Below are 26857 nucleotides of genomic sequence, written 5' to 3'. Positions count from 1 at the left end.
ATTCAGCAAATTCTCGATCGTGCACCATCACGCAGGTAACGGTCAGCCGACAAGCATGGACGGCCCAGGGCCTCCACGGAAGAGCAGGATTCAGTTGGCCCCGCGGTTGAGTATCGTCGTGCCGTTCCAGGACGTCGAGATGTACCTGGAAGCCTGCCTCAAGTCGCTGGCACTGCAGACCTTCGCCGACTTCGAGGTCATCCTCGTCGACGACGGGTCCACCGACGACAGCACGACGATCGCGTACACCTTCGCCGCCCAGGACGACCGCTTCCGGGTGATCACCCAGCAGTCCTACGGCCCGGGCCACGCCCGCAACACCGGCCTCGCCGCCATGCACCCCCAGGGCGAGTTCCTGGCCTTCGCGGACGGCGACGACATCGTCCCTCCGCATGCCTACGAACTGCTCATCAGCACCCTCGAGAAGTCCGGCTCGGACTTCGTCAGCGGCAACGTGCAGATGATGAACTCCACGACCACGTGGCAGTCGCCGCTGCACCGGGCGCCGATGAAGAAGGCGAAGACCCGCACCCACATCACCAAGCACCGCGACCTGCTGTACGACCGCACCTCCTGGAACAAGGTGTTCCGCCGCTCCTTCTGGGACCACGAGCAGATCACCTTCCCCGAGGGCGTGCTCTACGAGGACTCCTGGGTCAACCTGGTCGCCCACTTCCGCGCCAAGAGCGTCGACGTGGTCAACGAGTGCGTCTACTACTGGCGCAGACGCGACGCGGGCGCCGGCCCGTCCATCACCCAGCGGCACACCGAGATCCCCTGCCTGATCGACCGGGTGTCCGCCGTCGAGTCGGTGAGCCACTTCCTCGGCCGCCACCGGGCCGCGGCCTACCAGACCTACAAGCGCTGGTACGACGAGTCCGCTCTCAAGTCCGACCTGATGATCCATCTCAACGTACTGCCGGACGCCGACGAGGAGTTCCGCGAGGTCTTCCTGCAGCGGACCAACGACTTCCTGGACACCGTGGACCAGGACCTCATCGAGACCCTGCCCACCGTCGACCGGCTCAAGTGGACCCTCGTCCGCAAGCGGCTGATGCCCGAGCTGCTGGCCGTCCTGGAGCACCAGCGCAAGCGCGCCCCGCTGCCCGTGGTCCGCCGCGTGCACCGCTACGCCGCGCTGCCCGGCTACAAGGACCGCGACGTCCCGGTGCCGCGCAAGACCTACCGGCTCAGCTCCGAACTCGCCCTCAGCACCGGTCTGGACGAGGTGATCTGGGAGGACGACGGGCATCTGCGCGTCGCCGGGCACGCCTACATACGCAACCTCAACGTGCACAAGCGCCGGATGTCCCTCAAGGCCGTGGCGCTGCGCGAGCGGCGCACCGGCCGCTGGGTGATCCGGCCTGCCCGGACCACCCACCACCCCCAGGCCACCGAGAACTCCGGCCAGGGGCGCTACTGCTACGACTGGTCCGGCTACGAGTTCAACCTCGACCCGGAGGCCCTCAAGAAGAACGGCAAGTGGGTCGAGGGCACCTGGGACATCGCCATCGGCACCTTCAGCCGCGGGCTGTTCCGCAAGCGCTCGATCGTCGGCGGTCCGAGCGGCACCGCCTCGCACCCGCCGGCCCGCTACGTGGCCAAGAACACCCGGGTGCTCCCGATCATCATCGACGGCGCGCTGAAGCTGCGCGTCGAGGTGGTCCGCGCCCGGATCACCGGGCACGACCTGGTCGGCCCGAACATCGTCCTCAAGGGCGTGCTGCTGGCCGCGCTGCCCGAGAAGCCGGGCCGGATGAAGATCCGCAGCATGCGGACCGGCGGCGAGCACCTGTACCGGGTGGTCTTCTTCGACGCCGGCGGTGCCCAGGACGGCTGGTGCGCCTTCCGGGTCTCCGTACCGCTGAGCGACCTGGTCCCGTCCGACGTGGGCCACGTCGTGGACGACTCCCTGGCCAACCAGCTCATGGGGAACAACGGCTGGAAGGTCAGCCTGCACATACCCGGCCGGAAGCGGCCGCTCTACCCGGTCGTCCAGGAGGACGTCCCGGACGGCCGCTACCCGATGCCCGGTCACCTTAGCGGCGACAACGAGACCCGCGAGGCGGTCGTCCACCGCAACGGCAACGGCTACCTGGTCTTCTTCGAACGCGCCGTGCTCCCGGTCGTCACCGGCCACTCCTGGGAGCCGGACGGCGCCCTGACCCTGCGGGGTGAGTACCCGTCGGGCGGCGAGGTGCAGAACGCCGAGCTGGTGGTGCGTTACCGCAAGCACCAGGACGAGCGCTCCTTCCCCGCCATGGTCGCGCACGGCACCTTCTACTCCGTGATCCACCCGCACGCTCCGCAGAGCCTGGCCGGCCAGGTGCCGCTGGCCTCGGGGACCTGGGACCTCTTCCTCCGCTTCGGCGGCCCGGACGGCGAGCGGCTGCCGGTCAAGGCCGACCGCCCGGTCGTCCTGGGCCTGCCGGCTCCGACGGAGATCCAGGGTCGCAAGTACGTCCTGGAGAACCACAGCTACGACCGGCTCACCCTGAAGGTGCACTCGGCCATGCCCGAGGACGCCCGAGGGCCCTACCGGCAGCGGCTGCTGCGCACCCGGACGTACCCGGCCGCGCGCAAGCAGCCGGTCCGCGACGCCGTGCTCTTCGACAGCTTCAAGGGCACCCAGTTCTCGGACAGCCCCCGCGCCGTGTACCAGGAGGTGCTCCGCCGGCGCCTCGGGATGGAACTGCTCTGGGTGGTCCGGGACGACCAGGTCGAGCTGCCGCCGGGGGTCACGCCCGTCCGGCTCTGGTCCGCCGACTGGTACGAGGCCCTCGGCCGGGCCAAGTGGATCATCGCCAACAATCACCTGCCCGACTGGTTCGAGCGGCGCGACGGCCAGACCGTGGTGCAGACCTGGCACGGCACCCCGCTCAAGCGGATCGGCCACGACATCGAGACCATCCACTTCGCCGACCAGCAGTACATGGACCGGCTGGCGAAGGAGGTCCCGCAGTGGAGCATGCTGGTCTCCCCCAACAGCTTCAGCACGCCGATCCTGAAGCGAGCCTTCGGTTTCGAGAACGAGATGCTCGAGATCGGCTACCCCCGCAACGACCTGCTGTACTCCCGGGACGCCGGTGCGATCGCCGAGGGCGTCCGGCGGCGGATCGGCCTGCCGCCGGGCAAGCGGGTGGTGCTCTACGCGCCGACCTGGCGTGACGACCAGTTCTACGCGGCCGGCCGCTACCGGCTCGACCTGCGCATCGATCTGGAGCGCGCCCGCGCCGAACTCGGCCAGGACCACGTCCTGCTGATCCGGCGCCATCCGAGCGTGGTGGACACCGTGCCGGGCGCCGGCGACGGCTTCGTCTGGGACGTCTCCGAGTACCCGGACTTCGCCGAGCTGCAACTGATCACCGACGTGCTGATCACCGACTACTCGTCCCTGATGTTCGACTTCGCCAACACCGGCCGGCCGATCCTCTTCTTCACGTACGACCTGGAGCACTACCGGGACAAGCTGCGCGGCTTCTACTTCGACTTCGAGGCCCACGCCCCCGGCCCGCTGATCTCCGACTCGGACCAGCTGATCGCCGCCGTCCGGGACGCGGACGAGATACGCACCTGGTACCAGGAGCGCTACACCCGCTTCCGGCAGGCCTTCTGCACCTGGGACGACGGCCACGCCTCCGCGCGCCTGGTCGACCGCCTCCTCGGCATCGAGCCCCAGCAGCACCAGGCCCTGCCCCCGCAGCAGCAGCAGCGGCCCGCCCGGACCGCTCCGCTCCCGCCGCACCGGGTCCTGGAGTACTCGGAGCAGTACCAGGGGTCGGGCTTCAGCGCTTGAGGCGGTAGATCACCGTGTCGGCGTTGACCCCGACCACCTCGTAGCGGGTCTCCAGCAGGCTCTCCATGCGCGGGATCAGCACCGGCTGGTACGGCGCCCGGCCGGAGTCGTCGACCACCACCTCGGGCAGCCCCTTGGCCAGCTCCTGGTCGAAGGTCTGCCAGGCGTCGCTGACGCTGTACTGCTCGCCGACCTGCTGGCCGTCCTTGCCGCCGCTGAAGTTGGTCAGGAAGCCGGCCGTCAGATAGCGCGAGGCCGGGCGGCGGTCGGCCAGCCAGTACAGCTCGGGGTGCATGCCCCAGACCAGCACGGTGTCCTTGGGCGTGGTCTGCTCGGCGACCGTGGTGGCGACCTCGGTGGTGTGGGTCAGCTTCTGGCCGGGCCAGAACATCGCCAGGCCCCAGAAGGCCGTCGCGGCGACCGTGCTGTAGACCAGCACCGGCCGCCAGCGGATCGCCGAGGTGCTGACCGCGCCCACACCGAGCAGCACCAGGACCGGCATCAGCTGCAGGTAGTAGTGGCCGAAGAAGTGGAAGCCGGTGCTCACCGCTATCACCGAGGAGAGCAGCCAGACCCACAGGTCGGTGGTCGAGCCGCGCTCCTCGTGGGCCTCCGCCGGGTCGGCGGCGAAGGAGATGATCGGCCACCGGCGGCCGGTGGCCGCGGGCGGGGGCAGCAGCGGGCGGCTGCGGTACTTGAGCCAGAGCCGGCGGCCCAGCGGGGCCAGGAAGCCGAGACCGGCGGCCAGCAGGATCGCCGAGTTGCCGAGCGCCCGGCCGGTCATCTGCAGCCAGGCGCCGCCCAGCGAGGCGTAGTCGCCGCTGCCGGTGACGACCCAGAAGAGGAAGCCCTTGGGCTTGGTGAGGATCACCGCGACCAGCGCTATCGGCAGCGCGAAACCGAAGCCGATCTTGAACAGTGCGGGCCGCCAGGCCACCCCGCGTCGGCGGGTGTCCTGGAGCAGCATCCAGAGCACCGGCAGCAGCACGGCCCCGCCGGTCTGCTTGGTGAGCGAGCAGAGCGCCACCGCGATGCCGGCGGCCAGCCAGCGCCGCCGCTCGGCGTACCGGAAGGCGGCCACCATGGCGGGGAGCATGAAGACCTCGAAGGTCGCCGCCTGGGTGTCCTCCGGGGAGAGCCCGATCGAGACCAGCAGGTACAGCGCCCCGGCAGCCGCGCCGGCCCGGTTCCCCCAGCGCCCGCGGGCGATCGAGGCCAGCAGGACGGCCGTCGCCAGGTGCGCGACGATCGCGAGGGTCCGCAGCGGCCAGAGCGAGGTCGAGCCGAACAGGGCGAAACAGGCCTCGTACAGCCAGGGCAGCAGTGGGGGCTTGCGGTCGACGACGGTGTCGTAGAGCACGCCGCCGTCCGCGAGCATCCGGGCCTGGGTGGCGAGGTAGCCCTCGTCCGGGCTCCACACCGGCCGCATGAAGGACGGGATGTGGGTGACCACCGCGAGCACGGCCAGCACCGGGACCACTCTGGTCCAGTAGCCAGTCCGGACGCGCGCGGGGAGGCGTTCGGTCAGGGCGGCGAGGCGGCGGGCGGAGTCGGTGGGCACGACTGACAACCTACCGGGCGGGACCGGCACCGGCTGAGCCGGTCCCGCTTTCGGTACGATCATCGGACAGTCACGTGACGGACTGTTACAGGACCGGTGGTCACCGGACGCCGGCCGCGGCCGGTGTCACGCCTGGACCTCGGCCTTCTCCAGCCTGGCCACCAGCTCGGTGACCTGGCGGGCGATGTCCGGGGCGGTCAGGCCGATCTCGGCCAGGATCTCCTCGCGCTTGGCGTGGTCGAGGAACTCCTGCGGGATGCCGAAGTCGCGCAGCGGGAGGTCCACGTCCGCGTCGCGCAGGGCCTGGGCGATCGCCGAGCCGACGCCGCCCGCCCGGCCGTTGTCCTCGACCGTGACGACGACCCGGTGCTCGGCGGCCAGGCCGGGCAGGGCCGCGTCCACCGGCTTGACCCAGCGCGGGTCGACCACGGTGCTGGTGATGCCCTGGGCGGCGAGCAGCTCGGCCGCCTCCAGGCAGGTGGTGGCCATCGCACCGACCGAGACGATCAGGACGTCCGCGCGCCTGTCGCCCACGGACTCGCCGCTCTCGCGCAGCACGTCCATGCCACCGATCCGGCCGAGCGACGGGACGGCCGGGCCGACCGTGCCCTTGGAGTAGCGGACCACCGTCGGTGCGTCGGCGACCTCGACCGCCTCGCGCAGCTGGGCGCGGACCTGGTCGGCGTCGCGCGGGGCGGCGAGCCGCAGGCCGGGGACGACCTGCAGGATCGACATGTCCCACATGCCGTTGTGCGAGGCGCCGTCGGTGCCGGTGACGCCGGCGCGGTCCAGGACGAAGGTGACGCCCAGCTTGTGCAGGGCGACGTCCATCAGGACCTGGTCGAAGGCCCGGTTGAGGAAGGTCGCGTAGACCGCGACGACCGGGTGCAGGCCGTTGGTGGCAAGTCCCGCCGCGGAGACCGCGGCGTGCTGCTCGGCGATGCCGACGTCGAAGATGCGCTCCGGGAAGGCCTTGGCGAACGGCGCCAGGCCGACCGGGTGGAGCATCGCGGCGGTGATCGCCACGATGTCCTTGCGCTCGCGGCCCAGCGCCACCATCTCCTCGCCGAAGACGGAGGTCCAGTCCTTGCCCGAGCTCTTGATCGGCAGACCGGTCTCGGGGTGGATGACGCCGACCGCGTGGAAGCGGTCCTCCTCGTTGTTCTCGGCGGCGTGGTAGCCGCGGCCCTTCTCGGTGAGGCAGTGCACGATCACCGGGCCGCCGAAGCCGCGCGCCTTGGTCAGCGCGGACTCCAGGGCCTGCAGGTCGTGGCCGTCGATCGGGCCGATGTACTTCAGGCCGAGGTCCTCGAACATGCCCTGCGGGGCGATGAAGTCCTTGAGGCCCTTCTTGGCGCCGTGCAGGGTGTCGAAGAGCGGCTGGCCGACCACGGGGGTGCGCTGCAGCGCCTCCTTGCCCCAGGTCAGGAAGCGCTCGTAGTTCTGAGTGGTGCGCAGGGTCGCCAGGTGGTTGGCGAGGCCGCCGATGGTCGGGGAGTACGAGCGCTCGTTGTCGTTGACGACGATGACGACCGGCAGGTCCTTGGCGTCGGCGATGTTGTTGAGCGCCTCCCAGGCCATGCCGCCGGTGAGCGCGCCGTCACCGATCACGGCGACCACCGGGCGGTCCTTGTGGCCCTGGATCTTGTTCGCCTTGGCCAGGCCGTCGGCGTAGCCGAGCACCGTGGAGGCGTGCGAGTTCTCGATCACGTCGTGCTCGGACTCGGCGCGCGAGGGGTAACCGGAGAGGCCGCCCTTCATCTTCAGCCGGGAGAAGTCCTGGCGGCCGGTCAGCAGCTTGTGGACGTAGCTCTGGTGGCCGGTGTCGAAGAGGATGCGGTCGCGCGGGGAGGCGAAGACCCGGTGCAGCGCGATCGTGAGCTCGACCACGCCCAGGTTCGGCCCCAGGTGGCCGCCCGTCTTGGAGACCTCTTCGACCAGGAAGGTGCGGATCTCCTCGGCCAGTGCGGCCAGCTGCGCCGGGGTGAGCCGGTCGAGATCGCGCGGTCCCCGAATGCGGGTCAGCAGGGCCACCCGTTCCTCCTCGTTCACAGTTCTCAGACCACGGTCCGGCCTGGCGGGTCACCCCGACTGGTTGAGTCTAATGTCCAGCTGCCGGACGCCATGCAGCGGCGTGTAACCATGCAGCACCAAGGGGCGCGAGGAACTGCGCGCAGCGGAAGGTGACAGGCCTGTGCCTTCCGCCGCGCGCAGTTCCTCGCGCCCCTCTTGGTTGCCCCTGCGGGCTGCTGTCAGCCCCGGCCGGAGGACTTCTGGGTCCGGCGGGAGACCGAGTCCAGCACGACGGCACCGAGCAGGACCGCACCGGTGATCATGTACTGGATGGCCTGGTTGACGTGGACCAGGTCCAGGCCGGTGATGATCGACTGGATGACCAGGATGCCGAGCAGCGCCGACCAGGTCTTGCCACGGCCGCCGAAGAGGCTGGTGCCGCCGATGACGGCCGCCGCGATGGAGTTCATCAGGACGTTGCCGCTGCCGAGCAGCTTGTCCGCCGAGCCCTGCTGGGAGGCGATGAACAGACCGCCGAGGGCCGCCATGCCGGCCGAGATCATGAACACCGAGATCCGGACCCAGGCCACGTTGATGCCGGCCCGGCGGGCCGCCTCGATGCCACCGCCGACCGCGAAGATCTGGCGGCCGTACGAGGTGCGGCGGAGCACGAAGTCGGTGATGACGACGATGCCGAGGAAGATCACCAGCGGCAGCGGCAGGCCGCGGTCCTGGTTCAGCATGTACGCCGAGACCAGCGCGATCACCGCGATGACGCCGGTGCGCAGGCCGATCTCGCTCATCGGGCGGGCCGAGAGGCCGGCGGCGCTGCGGCGCTTGCTGTCGAGCAGCTGGCCGGCTCCGAAGAGCACGATGCCGAGGATGGCGAACGCCCAGGTGAAGGCGATGTCGCCGTCGCCCAGGAAGTAGGTGTCCAGGTTGGCGATGACGCCGTCGTTGATGACGTTGACGGTGCCCTTGTCGCCGAGCACGTACATCTGCAGGCCGCTCCAGGCCAGCAGACCGGCCAGCGTGACCACGAAGGCCGGGACGCCGATCTTGGCGAAGAAGAAGCCGTGCAGCGCGCCGATTGCCAGGGCGGCGCCGATCGCGATCAGGATGGCCAGCCACTCGTTGAGGCCGGAGCGCACCGAGAGGACGGAGGCGATGGCGGCCGAGACACCGGCCACCGAGCCGAGCGAGAGGTCGATCTCACCGAGCAGCAGGACGAAGACGATGCCCACCGCGATCAGGCCGGGGCCCGCGACCCACTTGGTGATGTTGGTGAGGTTGTCGGCGTTCAGGAAGTCGCCGGTGAGGCTCTGGAAGATGGCGCCGATCAGGATCAGGCCGAGCACGACCGGCACGGAGCCGAGGTCGCCGCTCTTGATCTTGCGCTTGAACTCGCCGACGTAACCGGCGAAGCCGGCCTCGCGGACCAGCAGGCGGGGGTCGACCGCCGGGGCGGGAGCCTCGGTGGTGGTGGGGTTGGTGCTCACTTCGCTTCCTCCGCGATGCGTGCCTGACGCCGGGTCACGGCGTTCTCGGTGGCGCCGGTGATGGCGGAGATGATCTCCTCGTGCGAGGTGGAGGCCACCTCGAAGACGCCGTTGTTGCGGCCCAGGCGCAGCACCGCGACGGTGTCCGCGACTGCCTTGACGTCCGCCATGTTGTGGCTGATCAGGATCACGCCGAGGCCCCGGTCGCGCAGCCGCTCGACCAGGTCGAGCACCTGGGCGGTCTGCTCGACGCCGAGGGCGGCGGTGGGCTCGTCCAGGATGACGATCTTCGGGTCGCCGACCAGGGCGCGCGCGATGGCGACGACCTGGCGCTGACCGCCGGAGAGGGCCGCGATCGGGATGCGGACGCTGGGGATGCGGATCGACAGGGTGTCGAGCAGCTCCTTGGCGCGCTTCTCCATGGCGACCTCGTCGAGCGTGCCGAAGCGGCGCAGCTCGCGTCCGAGGAAGAGGTTGCCGACCACGTCGAGGTTGTCGCAGAGAGCGAGGTCCTGGTAGACGGTGGCCACGCCGAGCGCCTGGGCGTCGTGCGGCCGGTTGATGCCGACCTGGGTGCCGTCCCACTCGATCGAACCCTCGTCGATCGGGTGGACGCCGGCGATGGTCTTCACCAGCGTCGACTTTCCTGCGCCGTTGTCGCCGACCAGGGCGACCACCTCACCGGCGTGGACCTCCAGGTGGACATCGGTGAGCGCCTGGACGGCACCGAAGCGCTTGGAGACTCCGCGCAACGCCAGTACGGGTGCGCCTGTCACGTGAACCATCTCCTTCATTCCGTGTCACCGCCTCGTGGTGACGGTGACACGGCCTGCCGCGCGCCGACCCGGGCGCGAAGGGGTAGTGCGAGAACGATTGAGGGGAGCGCGGCAGAGCGAGGCACGCCGCGCGAGGGGCGATGCTCCCCGGGGATGGGGGGAGCATCGCCCTGGCAGGACTACTTCAGGCCGGCGGCCGCGCAGCCGGCGGCGAAGTCGGCGGTGCAGATGTCGGCGGCCTTGTACAGGCCGTCGGCGATCACGGTGTCCTTGATGTTGGCCTTGGTGACGACCTTCGGGTCCAGCAGCTTGGCCGGGATGCCCTTGTCGGTGTCGCTGTCGATGCTCGCGGAGGCGACGGACTTGATGTCCTTGCCCTGCAGCAGGTCGACGGCCAGCTCGGCGGCGCTGTCGGCCAGCGGCTTGTACGCCTTGTAGATGGTGTAGGCCTGGTCGCCCGAGACGATGCGCTGGATGGCGTCGAGGCCCGCGTCCTGGCCGCCGACCGGGACGTTGATGCCCGCGGCCTTCAGCTGGGTGATGATCGCGGCGGCCATGCCGTCGTTGGCCGAGTAGACGGCCTGGAAGCCGTCCTTGCCCAGCTGGGTGATGGCGGCGCCGATCTTCTGGCCGGCCACGGTGGGCTTCCACTCACCGGACTGCTCGTAGACGACCTTCTTGACCTTGCCGTCGAGCACCTTGTGCGCACCGGACTTGAACTTGCCGGCATTCGGGTCGGCGTCGTCACCGTTGATCATGACGATGTTGGACTCGGCCGCCTTGGCGCCCAGGGCGTCGACCAGGGCCTGGCCCTGCAGCTCGCCGACCTTCTCGTTGTCGAACGAGACGTACGCGGAGACCGGGCCGGTGGCCAGACGGTCGTACGCGATGACCTTGACGCCCTTGTCGGCCGCCTCCTTGACCCAGGCCTGGGTCGACTTGGCGTCGAAGGCGTCCAGGATGATGACCTTCACGCCCTGGGCGATCAGGGTGTCGAACTGCTGCTTCTGCTTCGACGCGGAGCCCTCGGCGTTGCTGTACTTGACGTTGCAGTCGGGGCAGAGGGCCTTGACCTTGGCCTCGATGAACGGCTTGTCGAAGGACTCGTACCGGGTGGAGGACGCGTTCTCCGGGAGCAGCAGACCGATCGACTTGGTGTCACCAGAGTCGGCGCTGTTCTTCTTGTCGCTCCCGGCCTTGCCACAGGCGGCCATGGAGAGAGCCATCGAAACCGCAGCAGTGGCGATGACAGCGCGACGCATCATTGCGTTCATGGTGGGGGTTGCCTCCCTGACAGAGCCGCAACGTTGCGGCGAGGTGGAAGGGAGTCAACCCGGCCTGCCCGCTTGTCGTCAATAAGTAAAACCGGAAGACCGCAGATTCGAACCCTTTCGTTATCTTCCTGAAGGCGAAGCCGAGACCAGCGGTCTCGGCTTCACTCTTTCAGCAGGTCAGGCGTGCGTCGCCACGGACTGCGCGGGCTGCCGGATAGCACCCGATTCGCCCATCTCGCTCATCACCAGCGCCAGGGCCCCGAGCACCTCCGCCCGGCCCCCGAGCGTGCCCGGAACGATCGACAGCTGACGGGCCGCACTGGGGATCGCATAGCGCGCCACGGAGTCCCGGATCGGGGAAAGCACCAGCTCACCGGCCTCGGCGAGGTCGCCGCCGAGGATCACCCGGCGCGGGTTGAGCAGGTTGCAGAGGGTGGCCACCCCGCTGCCGATCTGCCGCCCGGCGTCGGCGATCACCCGGCGGCAGCCCAGGTCACCCTGCTGGGCGAGCTGCACCACCTTGGTCAGGGTCAGCTCACCGGGATGGTTAGCGTTCAAGAGGTTGAGCAGGTAGCGGGACCCGACGAAGGTCTCCAGGCACCCCCGGTTGCCGCAGCGGCAGACCGGCCCGGCCTCGTCCAGCGTGATGTGCCCGATCTCGCCCGCCGTACCGCCCGGGCCCCGGTAGATCTGCCCGTTTATCACCAGGCCGGAGCCGACGCCGCTGGCCACCTTGATGTACGCCAGGTCGCTGAGCCCGCGTCCGGCCCCCCAGACCAGCTCGCCCAGCGCGCCGAGGTTGGCGTCGTTGTCGACGTACACCTCCATGCCCAGGCGCTGCGACAGCTCCCGGCCGGGGGCGATGCCCGTCCAGCCGGGCAGGATCGCGGTGGAGCCGAGCGCCCCGGTCTCCACGTCGATCGGGCCCGGCACGCCCAGGCCGACGCCGATCACCTTGTCCGGGTGGAAACCGGCCTGCTGGAGCAGCCGGCCGACCAGGGCCTCGGCCCGGTCGAAGCCCTGCTGGGCCGAGACGTCGACGTCGAGCGGCTCGCTCTCCTCGGCGAGCACCCGGTGGGCCAGGTTGCCCACCGCGACCCGCAGGTGGGTGTGGCCGAAGTCGACGCCGACCACGATCCCGGCGTCACCGCTGAGCGAGACGCTTCGGGCCCGGCGGCCGCCGGAGGAGGTGTCGGCGACCACCACGGTGCCGCTCTCCCGGAGCTCCCGGACGATGTTGGACACCGTGGCCGCCGACAGCCCCGTGCTGCGTGCGATCTCTGCCTGGGTCAGCGAGCCGGCCATCCGGACGGCACGCAGCACTCGCTCCAGGTTCGCCCGGTGCAGTGAGGACTGCGATCCCGGTGTGTCCAGCGACATGATTAACCCTCCCAGGGCACGGGGACCCGACCGTCCCCGCCCCTGCCGCGCCGTTGCGGCGGAGCGGTGTTGTTGGCCCGGGCCGTCACCCTGCGGTGCTGACCCCTCAACCAGGTGTTCACTTTCAACTTCTGAACTCTAAGCTCGCCAACCGTCCGACGCCCCGTCAAGGCCGAACACAGATCGTTGTGAAACCTGTGCTCACGGGCAGCGGGGCGGTGCGCCGAATTACCTCCCTTCCAGGATGCGACGACGTGGGAGGATGCCAGGCATCCATGCCTGACGAAGGAGTCCTGCGAGTGCCTGGCACCAACTTGACCCGTGAGGAGGCCCGTACCCGGGCCGCGCTCCTGCACGTGGACGCGTACGACATCGAGCTCGACCTGAGCTCGGCCCGCGAGGGCGGCACCTTCCGGTCCACCACCGTGGTCCGGTTCACTGCCACCACCCCCGGCGCCGCCACTTTCATCGACCTCGTTGCTCCGAGCGTGGCCGAGATCGTGCTCAACGGTGAGACTCTGCCGCTCGCCAACTTCGACGACAGCCGCATCGCGCTGCCCGGTCTCAAGGCCGAGAACGAGCTGCGGGTCGTCGCCGACTGCGCCTACACCAACACCGGCGAGGGTCTGCACCGCTTCGTCGACCCGGTCGACGGCGAGACCTACCTCTACACCCAGTTCGAGGTGCCGGACGCCCGCCGCGTCTTCGCCACCTTCGAGCAGCCCGACCTGAAGGCCGCGTTCAAGTTCACCGTGACCGCGCCCAAGGGCTGGGTCGTGGTCTCCAACTCCCCCACCCCGACGCCGGCCGGTGAGGGCGAGACCCAGGTCTGGCACTTCGAGCCGACCGGCCGGATCTCCTCCTACATCACCGCCCTGATCGCCGGCCCGTACGTCGGGGTCTTCGACGCGTACGAGAACGGCGCGCAGCGCGTCCCGCTGGGCGTGTACTGCCGGCCCTCGCTGCGCGAGTTCCTGGACGCCGAGGCGATCTTCGAGGTCACCAAGCAGGGCTTCGACTACTTCCAGGAGAAGTTCGACTTCGCCTACCCCTTCCCCAAGTACGACCAGCTCTTCGTCCCGGAGTTCAACGCCGGGGCGATGGAGAACGCGGGCGCCGTCACCCTGCGCGACCAGTACGTCTTCCGGTCCAAGGTGACCGACGCAGCGTACGAGTCGCGGGCCGCGACGATCCTGCACGAGCTGGCCCACATGTGGTTCGGCGACCTGGTCACCATGGAGTGGTGGAACGACCTCTGGCTGAACGAGTCCTTCGCGACATTCGCCGAGGCGGTCTGCCAGGCGGAGGCCCCCGGCTCCAAGTGGCCGAACTCCTGGACCACCTTCGCCAACCAGATGAAGACCTGGGCGTACCGGCAGGACCAGCTGCCGTCCACCCACCCGATCATGGCGGAGATCAACGACCTGGAGGACGTCCAGGTCAACTTCGACGGCATCACCTACGCCAAGGGCGCCTCGGTGCTCAAGCAGCTGGTGGCCTACGTCGGCCAGGACGCCTTCTTCCAGGGTGTGCAGGCCTACTTCAAGCGCCACGCCTGGGGCAACACCCGGCTCACCGACCTGCTCGGTGCGCTGGAGGAGGCCAGCGGCCGTGACCTGAAGACCTGGTCGAAGGCCTGGCTGGAGACGGCCGGCATCAACGTGCTGCGGCCGGAGATCTCGCTGGCGGCCGACGGCACCGTCGAGTCCTTCACCGTGATCCAGGAGGCCCCCGCGCTGCCCGCCGGCGCCAAGGGCGAGGCGGTCCTGCGCCCGCACCGGATCGCCATCGGCGCGTACGAGCTGAAGGACGGCAAGCTGGTCCGCACGGACCGCATCGAGCTGGACGTGGACGGCGAGCGCACCGCCGTCCCGCAGCTGGTGGGGCGTCAGAAGCCCGCCGTGCTGCTGCTCAACGACGACGACCTGTCGTACGCCAAGGTCCGCCTGGACGAGTCCTCGCTGGCCCTCGTCACCGAGCACCTCGGCGACTTCACCGACTCGCTGCCGCGCGCGCTGTGCTGGGCCTCCGCCTGGGACATGACCCGCGACGGCGAGCTGGCCACCCGCGACTACCTCGCGCTGGCCCTCTCCGGGCTGGCCCGGGAGTCCGACATCGGCGTCGTCCAGTCGGTGCACCGCCAGGTCAAGCTGGCCCTGGACGTCTACGCCGACCCGGCCTGGCGCGAGCAGGGCCTGGCCCGCTGGGCCGCCGCCGCGGAGGAGCAGCTGCGCGCTGCCGCCCCCGGCAGCGACCACCAGCTCGCCTGGGCCCGCGCCCTGGCCTCGGTCGCCCGGACGGACGGGCAGCTCGCGCTGCTCGCCGGCCTGCTGGACGGCACCACCGAGCTGGCCGGCCTGGCCGTCGACACCGAGCTGCGCTGGACGCTGCTGGCCCGCCTGGCCGCCACCGGCCGCGAGGACGACAAGGCGATCGCGGCCGAGCTGGACCGTGACGCGACCGCCGCGGGCCAGGAGCACGCCGCCAGCTGCCGGGCCGCCCGCCCGACCGCCGAGGCCAAGGCCGAGGCCTGGGCCTCCGTGGTGGAGTCGGACAAGCTCACCAACTACGTCCAGGACGCGGTGATCGGCGGCTTCGTCCAGTCCGACCAGCGCGAGCTGCTCGCCCCGTACACCGCGAAGTACTTCGCGGCGGCCAAGGGCATCTGGGAGACCCGCAGCCACGAGATCTCGCAGCAGATCATCGTCGGCCTGTTCCCGTCGCTCCAGGTCGAGCAGGCCACCCTGGACGCGACCGACGCCTGGCTGGCCTCGGCCGAGCCGGCCCCGGCCCTGCGCCGGATGGTCGTCGAGGCCCGCGCCGGTGTCGAGCGCGCGCTGAAGGCCCAGACGGCCGACCGCGCGGCCGGCGCCCGGGCGCTGGGTCACTGACGCATCGGCACCCCGCTACACCGAGCCCGGTCGGCCGCTCGGGGCACTTTTGCTCCGGGCAGCCGACCGGGCTCGCCTGCACCCCGCCCCTCGCAGATGAGAAGAAGCTGAGATTCCGGATCTCCTCCGAGAGTCGTCAAAACTGCTCTGACCTGCGAAAACGTTCCACCCTCAGCTGCCGCGACCGCTCCTGGACGGGTCGCGGCAGGCCCGCGTTCTGAGGCAACTGTGATCCTCCGGTGCCAGGGTGTCCGCCACGGCGGTACCCGTACGGCAAGGAGGACAGCCCATGACCGCGCTCACCCATACCCGCGCCCCACGCCGCGCGGTGGCGCCCCGCAGGCTCCCGGCGGAGACGGTGCCGTGGACGGTGATCGCGCTGATCGCGGCCGGAGCCGTCGGCGTCCTCGTCACCTGGTGGCAGAACACCTCGAGCGTCAGCGGCGCCGCCGAGTGGCTCACCGGCGCCGGGCGGATCACCGGCCTGCTGGCCGGGTACACCGCCCCCGTACTGCTGCTCCTGATGGCGCGGATACCGCTGCTGGAGCGCGAGCTCGGCGCGGACCGGCTGGCCCGCTGGCACGCGATGGGCGGGCGGTACCTGGTCGGCCTGGTCGCCGCGCACGTCCTGACCGTCGTCTGGGGCTATGCGCTGACGGACGGTCGCGGGCTGGTCGGGGAGGGCATCGAGATCGTCTTCCAATTCCCGGAGATGATCAAGGCGGCGCTGGCCACCCTCATCATGCTCGGCACCGGCGCCGTCTCCGCCCGGGCCGCCCGGCGGCGGATGAGCTACGAGGTCTGGTACTACCTCCACCTGGCCACCTACCTGGCGGTCGCGCTCGGTTTCGGCCACCAGCTGGCCACCGGCGCGGACCTCGGCGACGGCCCGGCGCGCGCCGCCTGGTACGCGCTCTACCTGGGCACCGCAGCGCTGCTGGGCTGGTACCGGCTGGCCGTCCCGTTCCTGCGGGACCGCCGGCACCGGCTGCGGGTCGCCGAGGTGCGGCCCGAGGGCCCGGGCGTGGTCTCCCTGTTCGTCACCGGGCAGCGGCTGGACGAGCTCCACGCCGAGGCCGGGCAGTTCTTCCGCCTCCAGTTCCAGACCCCCGGCCTGCGCTGGACGGCCAACCCCTACTCGCTCTCCGCACCCCCGCACCCGCAGTTCCTGCGCTTCACCGTCAAGGACCTCGGCGGCCACAGCGCGGCGGTCGCCCGGCTGCAGCCCGGGACCAAGGTCCGCGCCGAGGGCCCGTACGGCGCCTTCACCGGACGGCAGCGGCGCGGGCGCAAGGTGCTGCTGCTCGGCGCCGGCGTCGGGATCACCCCGCTGCGCGCGCTGTTCGAGACGCTGCCCGGCGAGCTGACGCTCGTCCAGCGGGCGCGGCGGCCCGAGGACGTGCTGTTCCGGGGCGAGCTCGCGGCCGTCGCCGCCGCCCGGGGCGCCCGCCTGCACGAGCTGCTCGGCTCGCGGGCCGAGGTCGGCGATCTCGGCGCGGCACTGGCCCGGCTGGTGCCCGACCTGGCGCGTCACGAGGTCTACCTGTGCGGCCCCGAGGCGCTCGCCGAGGACGCCGTACGGGCGCTGCGAGCCGCCGGCGTCCGGCGCTCCCGCATCCACCACGAGTCGTTCGCCCTTTAACCAGTTCGCCCTCCGAACCAGAAGGAGTCTCCCGTGCGCAGAGCCGTCGTCACCGGCACCGCCACCGTCGCAGGGGTGATCCTGCTGCTCTCCCTCAAGCCGCACGACACCGGTACGGCCGCGAGCAGCAAGGTCATCAGCTCCGGCGGGTCCACCGAGACAACATCCCCGTCCGCCTCCGCCTCCGCTTCGAGCAGCACCCGCTCGATCACCGGCAGCGCGATCGACACCCGCTACGGCGCGGTGCAGGTCAAGGTCACCCTCGACGGTACGAAGATCACCAAGATCGACGTGGTCCAGTACCCCTCCCAGGACCACCGCGACCAGGAGATCAACAGCTACGCCCTGCCGCTGCTCAACCAGGAGGCCATCGCCGCCCAGAGCGCCGGCATCGACGTGATCTCCGGCGCCACGTACACCAGCGACGGCTACACCCGCTCCCTGCAGAGCGCCTTGGACCAGGCGGGGCTCTGATGCTGCGCCACGCCGAGCACGTCATGGGCACGGTCTTCTCGTTCACCGTGCGCGACCCGGGGCCGGCCACCGCCGAGGCCCTGCGCCGGATCGTCGCCCGGTTGCACCGGATCGACGAGGTCTTCTCGACCTACCGGCCGAACAGCGACATCAGCCGGCTCGGGCGCGGCGAGCTGACGCCGGCTCAGTGCGACCCCGCCGTGGCCGAGGTGCTGGAGCGCTGCCGCGAGGTCGCCGCCGAGACGGACGGCTGGTTCACCGAACGTCCCGGAGGCCGCCTCGACCCGAGTGGCTGGGTGAAGGGGTGGGCGGTCGAGGAGGCGTCCCGCGCCCTGCACGCGGCGGGCTCCCGGCAGCACAGCGTGAGCGGCGGCGGCGACGTCCAGACCTGCGGCGGCCCCTGGCGGATCGGCATCGCCCACCCGCTCCGGCCGGACGCCCTGGCCGCCGTCGTCACCGGCCGCGACCTCGCCGTCGCCACCTCGGGCACCACCGAACGCGGTCTCCACATCCTGGACCCGCACACCGGCCGCCCGGCCGCCGCCCTGGCCTCCCTCACCCTGGTCGGCGACCGCCTGGCCCGCACCGACGCCCGGACCACCGCCGCCTTCGCGATGGGCCCGGACCGCGCTCTCGCCTGGGTCGAGGAACGCCCGGGGATCGAGGCGCTGGCCGTCCTCCCCGACGGCAGCAAGCGCTGGACCACCGGTCTCCCCCGCCACCTGGCCGCCCTGCGCCCGACCCACTGGACCTTGCCCGGTACGCACTGAGCGCCGCCCGGGCGTGGGCCCCGGCGGCGCTCGGTGAGGTGCAGCTGTGGTTACTTCTTCTTGCCCTTACCGAGCGACGGCAGCATGACCAGCCCGGCGATGATCAGGAACAGGGCAATCGGGAGCAGCACGTACAGGCCGAGGGTCTGAGCCACGCTCAGACCGGAGCCCGGGTCGTCGCCGTCGTCCCGGGTCAGGGCCATGGCGGGCGACGTCATCAGCATCATCAGCGTGGCCGCTGCGGAGACCGCACCAGCGCGCAAAGCGTTCCTCTTGTCCACGTTTCCCAAGGTACCGGCCGCTCATGAGCCCCCGCGCGCCGGGGTGCGCCTTCCGAGCGCGGCGGTGAGAGCGGCGGTGAGCCCGGCGGTCCCGGCGGCCCGGGCCAGCTGCTCCAGGGTCACGGGGTTCCCGGCGCGGTCGGCGACGGGCAGGCGCCAGTTCGGGTACTGGTCCCAGGTGCCGGGGAGGTTCTGCGGGCGCGGGTCGGCCACGGTGTCGGGCAGCCAGACGCCCACCAGCTCGGCGGGGGTGGCGAGCAGGAAGGCGTACAGCGCCTCGGGCGTCAGCTCGGCGCCCTCGGCGAGCAGCCCGGCCCGGGTCAGCTCGGTGCGCCAGTCGGCCAGCTCGGCGGCCGCCTCCGCCTGCTCCTCGCCGAGCGGGCGGGCCAGCAGCCCCAGGCGGTGGCGCAGCTCGACGTGCTCGCCGGAGAGCCGGGCCGCGGTGCTCGGCAGGTCGTGGGTGGTGAGGGTGGCCAGGCAGGCGGCCCGCCAGCGCTCGGGGGGCAGCACGGCGCCCTTGTCCTGCCAGTCCCGTTCGAACCAGAGCACCGAGGTGCCGAGGACCCCACGTGCCGTCAGCTCCTCGCGCACGCCGGGCTCCACCGTCCCGAGGTCCTCGCCGATCACGTGGGCACTCGCGCGGTGCGCCTCCAGGGCGAGCACCCCGAGCATCGCCTCCGCGTCGTAGCGGACGTACGCGCCCTGGGTGGGCGGGGCACCGGCCGGTACCCACCAGAGCCGGAAGAGGCCCATCACATGGTCGATCCGGATCGCCCCGGCGTGCCGGGCGGCCGCCCGCAGCAGCTCCGCGTAGGGGGCGTACCCGGCGGCGGCGAGGGCGTCCGGGCGCCAGGGCGGCAGGCCCCAGTCCTGGCCGTGCGCGTTGAAGGCGTCCGGTGGCGCGCCGACCGAGATGCCCTCGGCGAGCACGTCCTGGTGCACCCAGGCGTCGGCGCCGTCCGGGTGGGCGCCGACGGCGAGGTCGTGGATCAGGCCGACCGGCATCCCGGACTCCTCGGCGGCCCGCTGGGCGGCGCCGAGCTGCTCGTCCACCAGCCAGGCGAGCCAGCGGTGGAACTCGACCCGCGCCCGGAGGTCCTGCCTGGCCTTGGTCACATGCGGACTGTCCGGGCGGCGCAGGCCCTTCGGCCAGCTGTGCCAGTTGCCGCCGTGCTCCTCGGCCAGGGCGCACCAGGTCGCGTACTGCTCCAGCCAGTCGCCCTCGCGCTCGACGAAGGCCCGGTAGGCGGCCTCCCGGCCGACGCCGCGCGGGACGCCGTGCAGGATCTCCAGCGCCTCGCGCTTGACCGCCCAGACCGCGTCCCGGTCGATCAGCCCGTCGTGGCGGAGCACCTCGGCGCGCAGCCTTCCCGCGCGCTCGGGCAGGTCGCCGAGCTCGGCGTAGGCGTACTCGGGGACGGCCTCGACCCGCAGGTGCACGGGGTCCGCGAAGCGGCGGGAGGACGGGCGGTACGGGGACGGGTCCGAGGGTGCGCCGGGCACGGCCGCGTGCAGCGGGTTGATCTGGACGAAGCCCGCGCCCAGGGCGTTGCCGGACCACGACGCCAGCTCCGCGAGGTCGCCGAGGTCCCCCATGCCCCAGGAGCGCTCCGACAGCACGGAGTACAGCTGCGCGAGGAAGCCCCAGCTGCGCTGCTCGATCTCCCCGAGCCGCTGCGGCGCCACGACCAGCACGGCGGACTCCTCCCGCCCGGCCACCCGCGCCGTGAGCCGGTGCCGGCCGAGCGGCAGGTCGGCGGGCAGCCAGTGCGAGCGCCCGGCGGGCAGCGTCCAGGTGCCGCCGTCCTCCAGCTCCACGCTCAGCCGCGCCTCGGCCGGCACGTCCAGCGCCGTCCGCCGCCCGGACCTGACGACCACACAGGGCGGCAGCAACCGCCCCGCCACCTCGGCCCGGTGACGCTCCAGCGCCTCCCGTACGGCCTCCGGCGTGCTCGCGTCCACCCCGAGCGCGGCCAGCACCGCGACCAGGGTGTGCGCGGCCACCGGCACCGGCCCGCTGCCGGGGTCGTAGGTACTGTCCACCCCGTGCGCGTGCGCCAGCGCCACCAACTCGGGCGGGGGTGGCGGGGCGTCCTGGGCTGGGGCCTGGCGGCTGCCTTCGTCGGCATGCTCCGCGTCACGGTCGAGGTATGCGGCCAATCTTGGGCTCCTGCGGTCTAGGAGGCCGTACGGGACTCCCCAGTCCTACCCGCGCCCGGCCCGGCCGACCCCGACCGACACGGCCCGCCGCTCACCGCTACGGGTGAACTTGGTGCAGCCCCTCTGACGGCCGAAACAGCTGCGCTGAGTCCGCCGCCACCCCGGGCAAGCAGGATGAGGCTCCACATATCGGGCATACCAGCCAGCGGCGTTGACACCGGACCAAGCAGCTGGTGGGCTGTCCCGACGAGGTGGGTCGAGGGTGGCGGGGCTGGTCGGCGGGTGGCGGATGCCGGGCCGGTGAGCTGGGCATTCGGTGCGAGGAGGCTCCTGTGCAGGCGCGTGTGTCCGTCGTCGCGGGGCGACGGCTGAGGCAGCAGATCGAGCACAGTCCGGCCCTGCGGGAGGTCCTGCAGCACCCGGCGGCACTGGCCGCCCGGCGGGCCACCGCGCGCACGGTGCGGCAGCTGGCGCCGAAGACCGCGGACCGGCTCATCGCCGATCTCAAGGGGACGGAGCCGCTGCTCGCCTCGGTGCGGGCGGAACGGCAGACGGCCGGCAGCACCGGCCGCCGCCGGACGACCCTGCAGATCGCGGCCACCCTCTCGGCGGCGGCCGTGGTCGGCGGGCTGCTGGTGAGCACGCCCGGGTACGCCGCGCCGAACCAGGAACGCACCGTCAGCAGCGCGCCGCAGACCCCGCTCGGGACGATGTCCGACCCCCAGGTCTACCCGCGCCCGCAGGAGCTGAAGACCGCCGGACGCCCCGTCAGCGTGCCGAGGAGCGTGAGCCTGGTCGCCGCCGGCCACGCGGACGGCCCGGCCCTGGACGCCGTCCGGGAGATCCTCTCCGCCGCCGGGGCCACCGAGATCACCACGGCTCCGCAGGCCCCCGCCGCCGGCTCCCTGGTGGTGTACGTCGGCGGTCCGTCGGAGGACGCCGACGGGGCGGCCGACCGCGCGCTGCGCGACCTCGCCACGGCGGCGGGCGGCAAGGACACCGCCGCACCCTCCTTCGCGGGCCTGCCGGACGGCGGATACCTGCTCGCCGCCGGCCAGCTGCCGGCCCCGAACGGGGGCACGTACGGCGCCGTCGTGCTCGCCGGGGTGGACCGGACCGGCACCTTCTACGCCGCGCAGAGCCTGCGCCAGCTGCTCGCCCCCGTCCAGCCCGGCCAGGGCCAGGGCGAGGGCGCCAAGGGCTTCCCCGGTGTGAGCATCCGCGACTGGCCCAGCGGCGCGACGGTACGCGGCACCGCCGAGTCCTTCTACGGCACCCCGTGGACCACCGGGCAGCGGCTCGACCAGCTCGACTTCCTGGGCCGCAGCAAGCAGAACTTCTTCCTGTACGCCCCCGGCGGCGACCCCTACCGCCTGGCCCGCTGGCGCGAGGCGTACCCCGAGGCGCAGGCCGCCGAGCTGGGCAGGCTCGCCGAGCGCGCCCGCATGAACCACGTCACGCTGGGCTACTCGATCGACCCCGGCCAGTCCTTCTGCTACAGCTCCTCCAAGGACCTGGACGCGCTCGTCGACAAGCTGGAGTCGCTGCGCCGGCTCGGCTTCGGCGCCTTCCAGCTGCAGTTCCTGGACGTCAGCTACAACGAGTGGCACTGCTCCGGCGACCGCAGGGCGTACGGCACGGGCCCGGCCGCCGCCGCCAGGGCGCAGGCGGCGCTGGTCGGCAAGGTGCAGGACCGGCTGACGGCCCGGCACCCGGACCTCGCTCCGCTCTCCGTCGTCCCCACCGAGTACCAGCACGCGGGGGCGAGCCCCTACCGGACGGCGCTGGCGGCCGCCATGCCGCACGGGGTGCAGGTCGCCTGGAGCGGCGGCTCGGTGATTCCGGCCAAGGTCTCGGGCGCTCAGCTGGCGGAGGAGGCGAAGCTGTTCGGCCGTCCGCTGATGACGCTGGACAACTACCCCGTCAACGACTCCACCCCCGACCGGCTCTACCTCGGCGCCTACGCGGGCCGCGACCCCGAGGTGGCGAGCCGGTCCGAGGTGCTGCTGACGGCCGCGATGCGCCAGCCCGTCACCTCGCGCATCCCGCTGGCGACCGCCGCCGACTTCGCCTGGAACCCGGCCGGGTACCGCCCCGCCGACTCCTGGCGGGCCGCGCTGCGCCCGCTGGCCGGCTCGGACGCCGGCCTGGCCGCGCTCACCGCACTGGCCGGCAACAGCTCCTCCTCCCCGTTGGCCAAGCCCGAGTCGGGCTACCTCACACCGCTGCTCGAGCGGTTCTGGGCCGCCCTGGAGCCCACCGGCGGGAACACTCCGGACCTCGCCAGGCTCCGGGAGGCCGCGGCCCCCGTCCGGGACGCCTTCACCACCATGGCCGGCGCCCAGCAGGCGCTCGCCGCGGACCAGGTCGGTGCCGAGGCCGCGCCCTGGCTCGCCCAGCTGAGCGCGTACGGCAGGGCCGGGCAGGCCGCCGTCGACATGCTGCTGGCCCAGCACGGCGGGGACGGCACGGCCGCCTGGCAGGCCCGGGTCGAGCTGCGGCGACTGCGCGAGCAGCTGACCCAGGGCGCGGCGACGGTCGGCAGCGGCGTGCTCGGGCCCTTCCTGGAGCGGGCGCTGAAGTCGGCCGACAGCTGGTCGGGGGTCAGTGCGGGCACCCTGGCGCCCACCACCACCGTGGGCACCTCGCACGACCACGCGCCCGCCCTGATGACCGACGGCGACGTCGGCTCCTTCTACTGGAGCGCCGTCCCGCCGCAGGCCGGCGACGCCGTCGGCCTGGACCTCGGTGTCGGACGGCCGCTGGGCACCGTCACCGTGCTGATGGGCTCCTGGGGTGACGACCCGGACTCCCGGAGCGCGGCCGACGACTACCTGCGCGACGGCGTGCTGGAGTACTCCACCGGCGAGGGCGGCTGGAAGCAGCTGGCCAAGGTGCACAACCAGAAGAGCCTCACCGCCACGGCCCCGGCCGGCACGGTCGCCAAGGCCGTCCGGCTGCGCGCCACCGCCGGGCAGAAGACGGCGGTCGCGGTCCGGGAGTTCAGCGTGACCGCGCCCGGCGACACCGCGGCGGCTGTCACCGGCGGCCCGGCCGCCGCCCCCGGCTCCTCCCCCGCCGCCGTGCTCGACGGCAACCCCGACACCGCGTACCGGGCTGCGACCGCGCCGGCGGCCGGCGACGCCCCGCTCACCGTGGAGCTCGGCGCCGCCCGCCCGATGGACCGGGTGACGGTGCTGACCGACCCGACGGTACGGGCCACCGCGACCGTCGAGCTGCGGCGGGCGGACGGGACCTGGGCGCCGATCGGCACCGCACAGCCCGGGTACAACGAGCTGCCCGGCGGCGGACAGCCGGCCGACGCGATCCGTCTGGTCTGGGCGCCCGGCGGCGAGGCGCCCGTGGTGAACCAGATCATCCCCTGGTTCACCGACACCCCGGCGGCCCGGCTGAGCCTCTCGGCCACCGTGCTGGACGTGATCGCCGGCCAGAGCGCCCCAGCACAGACCCGGGCCGTGATCGAGTCGGGCCGCGCGGAGGGGACCACCGGTGAGCTGAGGACCGAGGTCCCGGCCGTCGCCAAGGGCCTCACGATCGCTCCGACGGCCGCGCTGGCCGTGCCGCGCGGCGGCCGGGTCGCCGCACCGCTGCAGATCACGGCGGCGGCCGGGACGCCCTCCGGGACGTACGAGGTGCCGGTGACCTTCACGGCGGGCGGGCTGACCGTCCGGCAGGTGCTGCAGGTGCACGTGGTGCCGCCGACCGGCGGACCGGATCTCGCACCGACCGCCACGGCGAGCTCCTCGGCCGACGCGAGCGCCTCCGTCCCGGCCTCGGCGGTGAACGACGGCGACCCGAAGACCCGCTGGTCCTCGCCCCCGGCGGACGACGCCTGGGTGCAGCTGCGCCTGCCGCAGGCCGCGCGGCTGGGCTCGGCGGTGCTGCACTGGGGCGACGCGTACGCCTCCGCCTACCGGCTGCAGACCTCGGCCGACGGCGTCACCTGGACCACGGTGGCCACCGTGGAGGGCAGCTGGGGCGGCACCGAGACGGTCCGCTTCGACGCCCCCGGGGTGCAGTACCTGCGGGTGCAGGGCGTCACCCGGGCGACCAGGTACGGCTACTCGCTCACCGGCATCGAGACCTACGCGGTCACACCCGCGCCACCGGTCACGACCCCGTGACGTCGGCGGGCCGCCGGCGCTCCCACTGGGGGTGCGGCGGCGGCCCATGAGGCGTACCGAAGGATGACGGGCAGGCCCTTGTCTGTCAGGCGGAGAGCGGTTCCGAGTGCTCACCGAGGTGGATGGGGCGCGACCGGCCGAGCGGGGCCGGCAGGGCGCCCCCGTGGTCGGTATGGTCGTGGTGCTCGTACTCGCGGAACTGTTCGGTCGCGCCGTACGGCTCCAGGTAGGGCCGCCAGCGCGGATCCTTGATCCCGGTGCCGATGATGCGCCAGGCCAGGCCGCTGGGCGGGGCCGGGGGACGCTTCATCCGCCACCCCAGTTCGGTGAGGTGACGGTCGGCTTTCGTGTGGTTGCAGCGGCGGCAGGCCGCCACCACGTTGTCCCACCGGTGCTGGCCGCCCCGGCTGCGCGGAATGACATGGTCGACGCTGGTCGCGGCGGCCCCGCAGTAGACGCAGCGCCCGTGATCGCGGGCGAACAGGGCGCGGCGGGTGAGCGGGACGGGCCCGCAGAACGGGACCCGCACGAAGCGGGTCAGTCTGACGACGGACGGCGCCGTGATGGCGCTGGTGGCGCTGTGCAGAGTGAATTCCGAGTCCTCCAGGCTGACCGCCTTGTGGTTGAGGACGAGGATGAGTGCGCGGCGCATCGATACGACGCCGAGTGGCTCGTAGGACGCGTTGAGGACCAGGACATGCGGCACGGATGCCTCCTTGGACGCCTGCGGCGCGTGGCTCGCGCCGGGACGAGCGGGTGATCGCGCCCGTTTCAGCAACGCGATCTCCACCAGTGTCGCCTCACGCCGTTGTAGGGCGCCACCACTCCCGTGTAACGGACCTGCTGTGGGTTCCGTCATACCCGATATGCCCAGGCGGTGGCCACGATGCACCACGGGCGCCGGGTTTCCGGCCCCTTCGGCCCATTCGGTACCGACTGACGGGACCTCCGACCGGGTGGCCGACGGCCGATAGGCTGGCCCGGAGGTCCGCAGGTCCCCGGGCGACCACCGTGCCGGATGCCGGCGGGCCGAGCCCACCGACCCCTGCAGGAAAGGCCCCGCAAGTGTTCCGGTCCGGTGCCACCGGCCTCCTCGCCGCCGCGTCCGACGGGTCGGGCGAATCGCCCCCGCCCGACTCGCTGCCCCAGCTCGACCTCAGGCTCCCGACCAGCACGGACGAGGTGTCGAACACCACCAAGCAGGCGGCGACCTGGTTGGACGCCAACTGGCAGAGCTGGGTCGCGGGCGGGCTGCGGATCATCTTCATCGTGGTGCTCGCGCTGGTCCTGCGGATGGTCGTGCGCAAGCTGATCACGCAGTTGATAGAGCGGATGACCAAGCCCTCGGAGAACGAGGCCGACCTGGGCCGGCTCGGAGAGCTGCTGGCCAACAGCGGCGTGGTCAACACCGAGCGCCGACAGCAGCGCTCGCAGGCGATCGGCTCGGTCCTGCGCAGCGTGGCCTCGTTCACCATCCTGGGTACGGCGGCGCTGATGGTGCTGTCCGCGCTGGGGGTGAATCTCGCTCCGCTGCTGGCCAGCGCCGGTGTGGCCGGTGTGGCGATCGGTTTCGGCGCACGCAACCTGGTGACCGACTTCCTCTCCGGGGTCTTCATGATCATGGAGGACCAGTACGGCGTCGGGGACGAGATCGACACCGGGGTGGCCACCGGAACGGTGCTGGAGGTCGGCCTGCGGGTGACCAAGCTGCGCGGGACCAACGGCGAGATCTGGTACATCCGCAACGGCGAGGTGAAGCGGATCGCCAACATGAGCCAGGGCTGGTCGACGGCGTCCGTGGACGTCCAGGTCGGCTACAAGGAGGACCTGGCGCAGGTCGAGGAGCTGATCCACCGGATCGCCGAGCAGCTGGGCAAGGAGACCCCGTACGACGAGCTGATCTGGGGCCGGGCCAAGGTGCTGGGCGTCGAGTCGGTGGCCGCCGACTCGGTGGTGCTGCGGGTCGAGGCCAGGACCACGCCCGGCAAGGCGACGCTTGTCAGCCGGACGCTGCGGCAGCGGCTCAAGACGGCCTTCGACGAGGCCGGGGTCAAGCTGAAGGAGGAGCCCGCTCCCGCGGTGGCCGTCCCCGCCGTGGACGCGGCGGCGCCGTCCGCGCTGGCGGACCCGGGCTCGCCGCGCTCGGAGGCGGCCAAGCCGATCCCGGCACAGCAGGCCGAATAGAAGCAGGCCGA

General features: G+C 72.0%; 16 protein-coding genes. 7 read left to right on the top strand and 9 right to left on the bottom strand.

Translation table 11 applies throughout. The annotated features are described in order from the left end of the window. Window positions 1-55: 55 nt before the first annotated feature. Complete coding sequence (locus tag FB465_RS25345) at window positions 56-3796, top strand: bifunctional glycosyltransferase/CDP-glycerol:glycerophosphate glycerophosphotransferase (protein ID WP_145794138.1); 3741 nt, start codon at window positions 56-58, stop codon at window positions 3794-3796. On the opposite strand, the gene FB465_RS25340 is transcribed toward FB465_RS25345, so the two are convergent. From FB465_RS25340 to FB465_RS25315, 6 genes are all read right to left on the bottom strand, one after another. Next, window positions 3786-5357 (bottom strand): glycosyltransferase family 39 protein, encoded by a 1572-nt coding sequence (locus FB465_RS25340; protein ID WP_246192828.1) that lies wholly within the window; start codon window positions 5355-5357, stop codon window positions 3786-3788. The two genes, FB465_RS25345 and FB465_RS25340, sit on opposite strands and share 11 nt — an antisense overlap. Window positions 5358-5483: 126 nt before the next feature. Further along, entirely contained in the window at window positions 5484-7391 is a 1908-nt protein-coding gene (dxs, locus tag FB465_RS25335) for a 1-deoxy-D-xylulose-5-phosphate synthase (RefSeq protein WP_211785851.1), read from the bottom strand. A 218-nt stretch (window positions 7392-7609) separates the two neighbouring features. Further along, entirely contained in the window at window positions 7610-8869 is a 1260-nt protein-coding gene (locus tag FB465_RS25330; RefSeq protein WP_145794133.1) for a sugar ABC transporter permease, read from the bottom strand. Beyond that, the gene (locus FB465_RS25325) at window positions 8866-9654 is read right to left on the bottom strand and encodes an ATP-binding cassette domain-containing protein (protein WP_170290685.1); all 789 of its coding nucleotides are present in this window, start codon (window positions 9652-9654) and stop codon (window positions 8866-8868) included. Before FB465_RS25325 ends, FB465_RS25330 begins: the two co-directional genes overlap by 4 nt. A gap of 170 nt (window positions 9655-9824) precedes the next feature. After that, a complete protein-coding gene (locus tag FB465_RS25320) occupies window positions 9825-10919 on the bottom strand; it encodes a sugar ABC transporter substrate-binding protein (protein WP_145794129.1) in 1095 nt (364 codons plus the stop codon). Between the two features lie 177 nt (window positions 10920-11096). Continuing rightward, complete coding sequence (locus FB465_RS25315) at window positions 11097-12293, bottom strand: ROK family transcriptional regulator (protein WP_145797581.1); 1197 nt, start codon at window positions 12291-12293, stop codon at window positions 11097-11099. Between the two features lie 305 nt (window positions 12294-12598). Between FB465_RS25315 and pepN the strand changes: the two genes are divergently transcribed. From pepN to FB465_RS25295, 4 genes are all read left to right on the top strand, one after another. Next, window positions 12599-15190: an aminopeptidase N gene (pepN, locus tag FB465_RS25310; RefSeq protein ID WP_145794127.1), complete on the top strand. Its 2592-nt coding sequence runs from the start codon at window positions 12599-12601 to the stop codon at window positions 15188-15190. A gap of 289 nt (window positions 15191-15479) precedes the next feature. After that, window positions 15480-16832, top strand: a complete 1353-nt coding sequence (locus tag FB465_RS25305) for a ferredoxin reductase family protein (RefSeq protein WP_145794126.1) — start codon at window positions 15480-15482, stop codon at window positions 16830-16832. 33 nt (window positions 16833-16865) lie between these two features. Beyond that, window positions 16866-17306 (top strand): FMN-binding protein, encoded by a 441-nt coding sequence (locus tag FB465_RS25300; RefSeq protein WP_145794124.1) that lies wholly within the window; start codon window positions 16866-16868, stop codon window positions 17304-17306. Beyond that, a complete protein-coding gene (locus FB465_RS25295) occupies window positions 17306-18076 on the top strand; it encodes an FAD:protein FMN transferase (protein ID WP_246192827.1) in 771 nt (256 codons plus the stop codon). The genes FB465_RS25300 and FB465_RS25295 overlap by 1 nt, the downstream gene beginning before the upstream one ends. A gap of 50 nt (window positions 18077-18126) precedes the next feature. Here the strand turns inward: FB465_RS25295 and FB465_RS25290 are convergent, their stop codons facing one another. Then, window positions 18127-18357 carry a hypothetical protein gene (locus FB465_RS25290; protein WP_145794122.1) on the bottom strand — a complete coding sequence of 77 codons (231 nt, stop codon included), beginning with the start codon at window positions 18355-18357 and terminating at the stop codon, window positions 18127-18129. A 21-nt stretch (window positions 18358-18378) separates the two neighbouring features. Further along, a complete protein-coding gene (gene malQ, locus FB465_RS25285) occupies window positions 18379-20517 on the bottom strand; it encodes a 4-alpha-glucanotransferase (protein ID WP_145794120.1) in 2139 nt (712 codons plus the stop codon). A gap of 332 nt (window positions 20518-20849) precedes the next feature. Here malQ and FB465_RS25280 point away from each other — a divergent pair, with 332 nt between their 5' ends. Further along, the gene (locus FB465_RS25280; RefSeq protein ID WP_246192826.1) at window positions 20850-24662 is read left to right on the top strand and encodes a glycoside hydrolase family 84 protein; all 3813 of its coding nucleotides are present in this window, start codon (window positions 20850-20852) and stop codon (window positions 24660-24662) included. 85 nt (window positions 24663-24747) lie between these two features. On the opposite strand, the gene FB465_RS25275 is transcribed toward FB465_RS25280, so the two are convergent. After that, window positions 24748-25368 (bottom strand): HNH endonuclease, encoded by a 621-nt coding sequence (locus tag FB465_RS25275; RefSeq protein ID WP_145794118.1) that lies wholly within the window; start codon window positions 25366-25368, stop codon window positions 24748-24750. A gap of 359 nt (window positions 25369-25727) precedes the next feature. Between FB465_RS25275 and FB465_RS25270 the strand changes: the two genes are divergently transcribed. Beyond that, a complete protein-coding gene (locus tag FB465_RS25270) occupies window positions 25728-26846 on the top strand; it encodes a mechanosensitive ion channel family protein (RefSeq protein ID WP_484140826.1) in 1119 nt (372 codons plus the stop codon). Window positions 26847-26857 lie beyond the last annotated feature (11 nt).

The sequence above is a fragment of the Kitasatospora atroaurantiaca genome (assembly GCF_007828955.1).
GTDB lineage: Bacteria > Actinomycetota > Actinomycetes > Streptomycetales > Streptomycetaceae > Kitasatospora > Kitasatospora atroaurantiaca.
Note: the sequence above shows the minus strand (reverse complement) of the source record. Positions and strands in the feature narration are given on the sequence as shown.

What these genes read in the sequence shown, in the direction of transcription:
- FB465_RS25325 (WP_170290685.1), bottom strand. Translation starts at nt 9,654, where the DNA reads ATGGTTCACGTGACAGGCGCACCCGTACTGGCGTTGCGCGGAGTCTCC.
- FB465_RS25305 (WP_145794126.1), top strand. Translation starts at nt 15,480, where the DNA reads ATGACCGCGCTCACCCATACCCGCGCCCCACGCCGCGCGGTGGCGCCC.
- FB465_RS25295 (WP_246192827.1), top strand. Translation starts at nt 17,306, where the DNA reads ATGCTGCGCCACGCCGAGCACGTCATGGGCACGGTCTTCTCGTTCACC.
- FB465_RS25320 (WP_145794129.1), bottom strand. Translation starts at nt 10,919, where the DNA reads ATGAACGCAATGATGCGTCGCGCTGTCATCGCCACTGCTGCGGTTTCG.
- FB465_RS25345 (WP_145794138.1), top strand. Translation starts at nt 56, where the DNA reads ATGGACGGCCCAGGGCCTCCACGGAAGAGCAGGATTCAGTTGGCCCCG.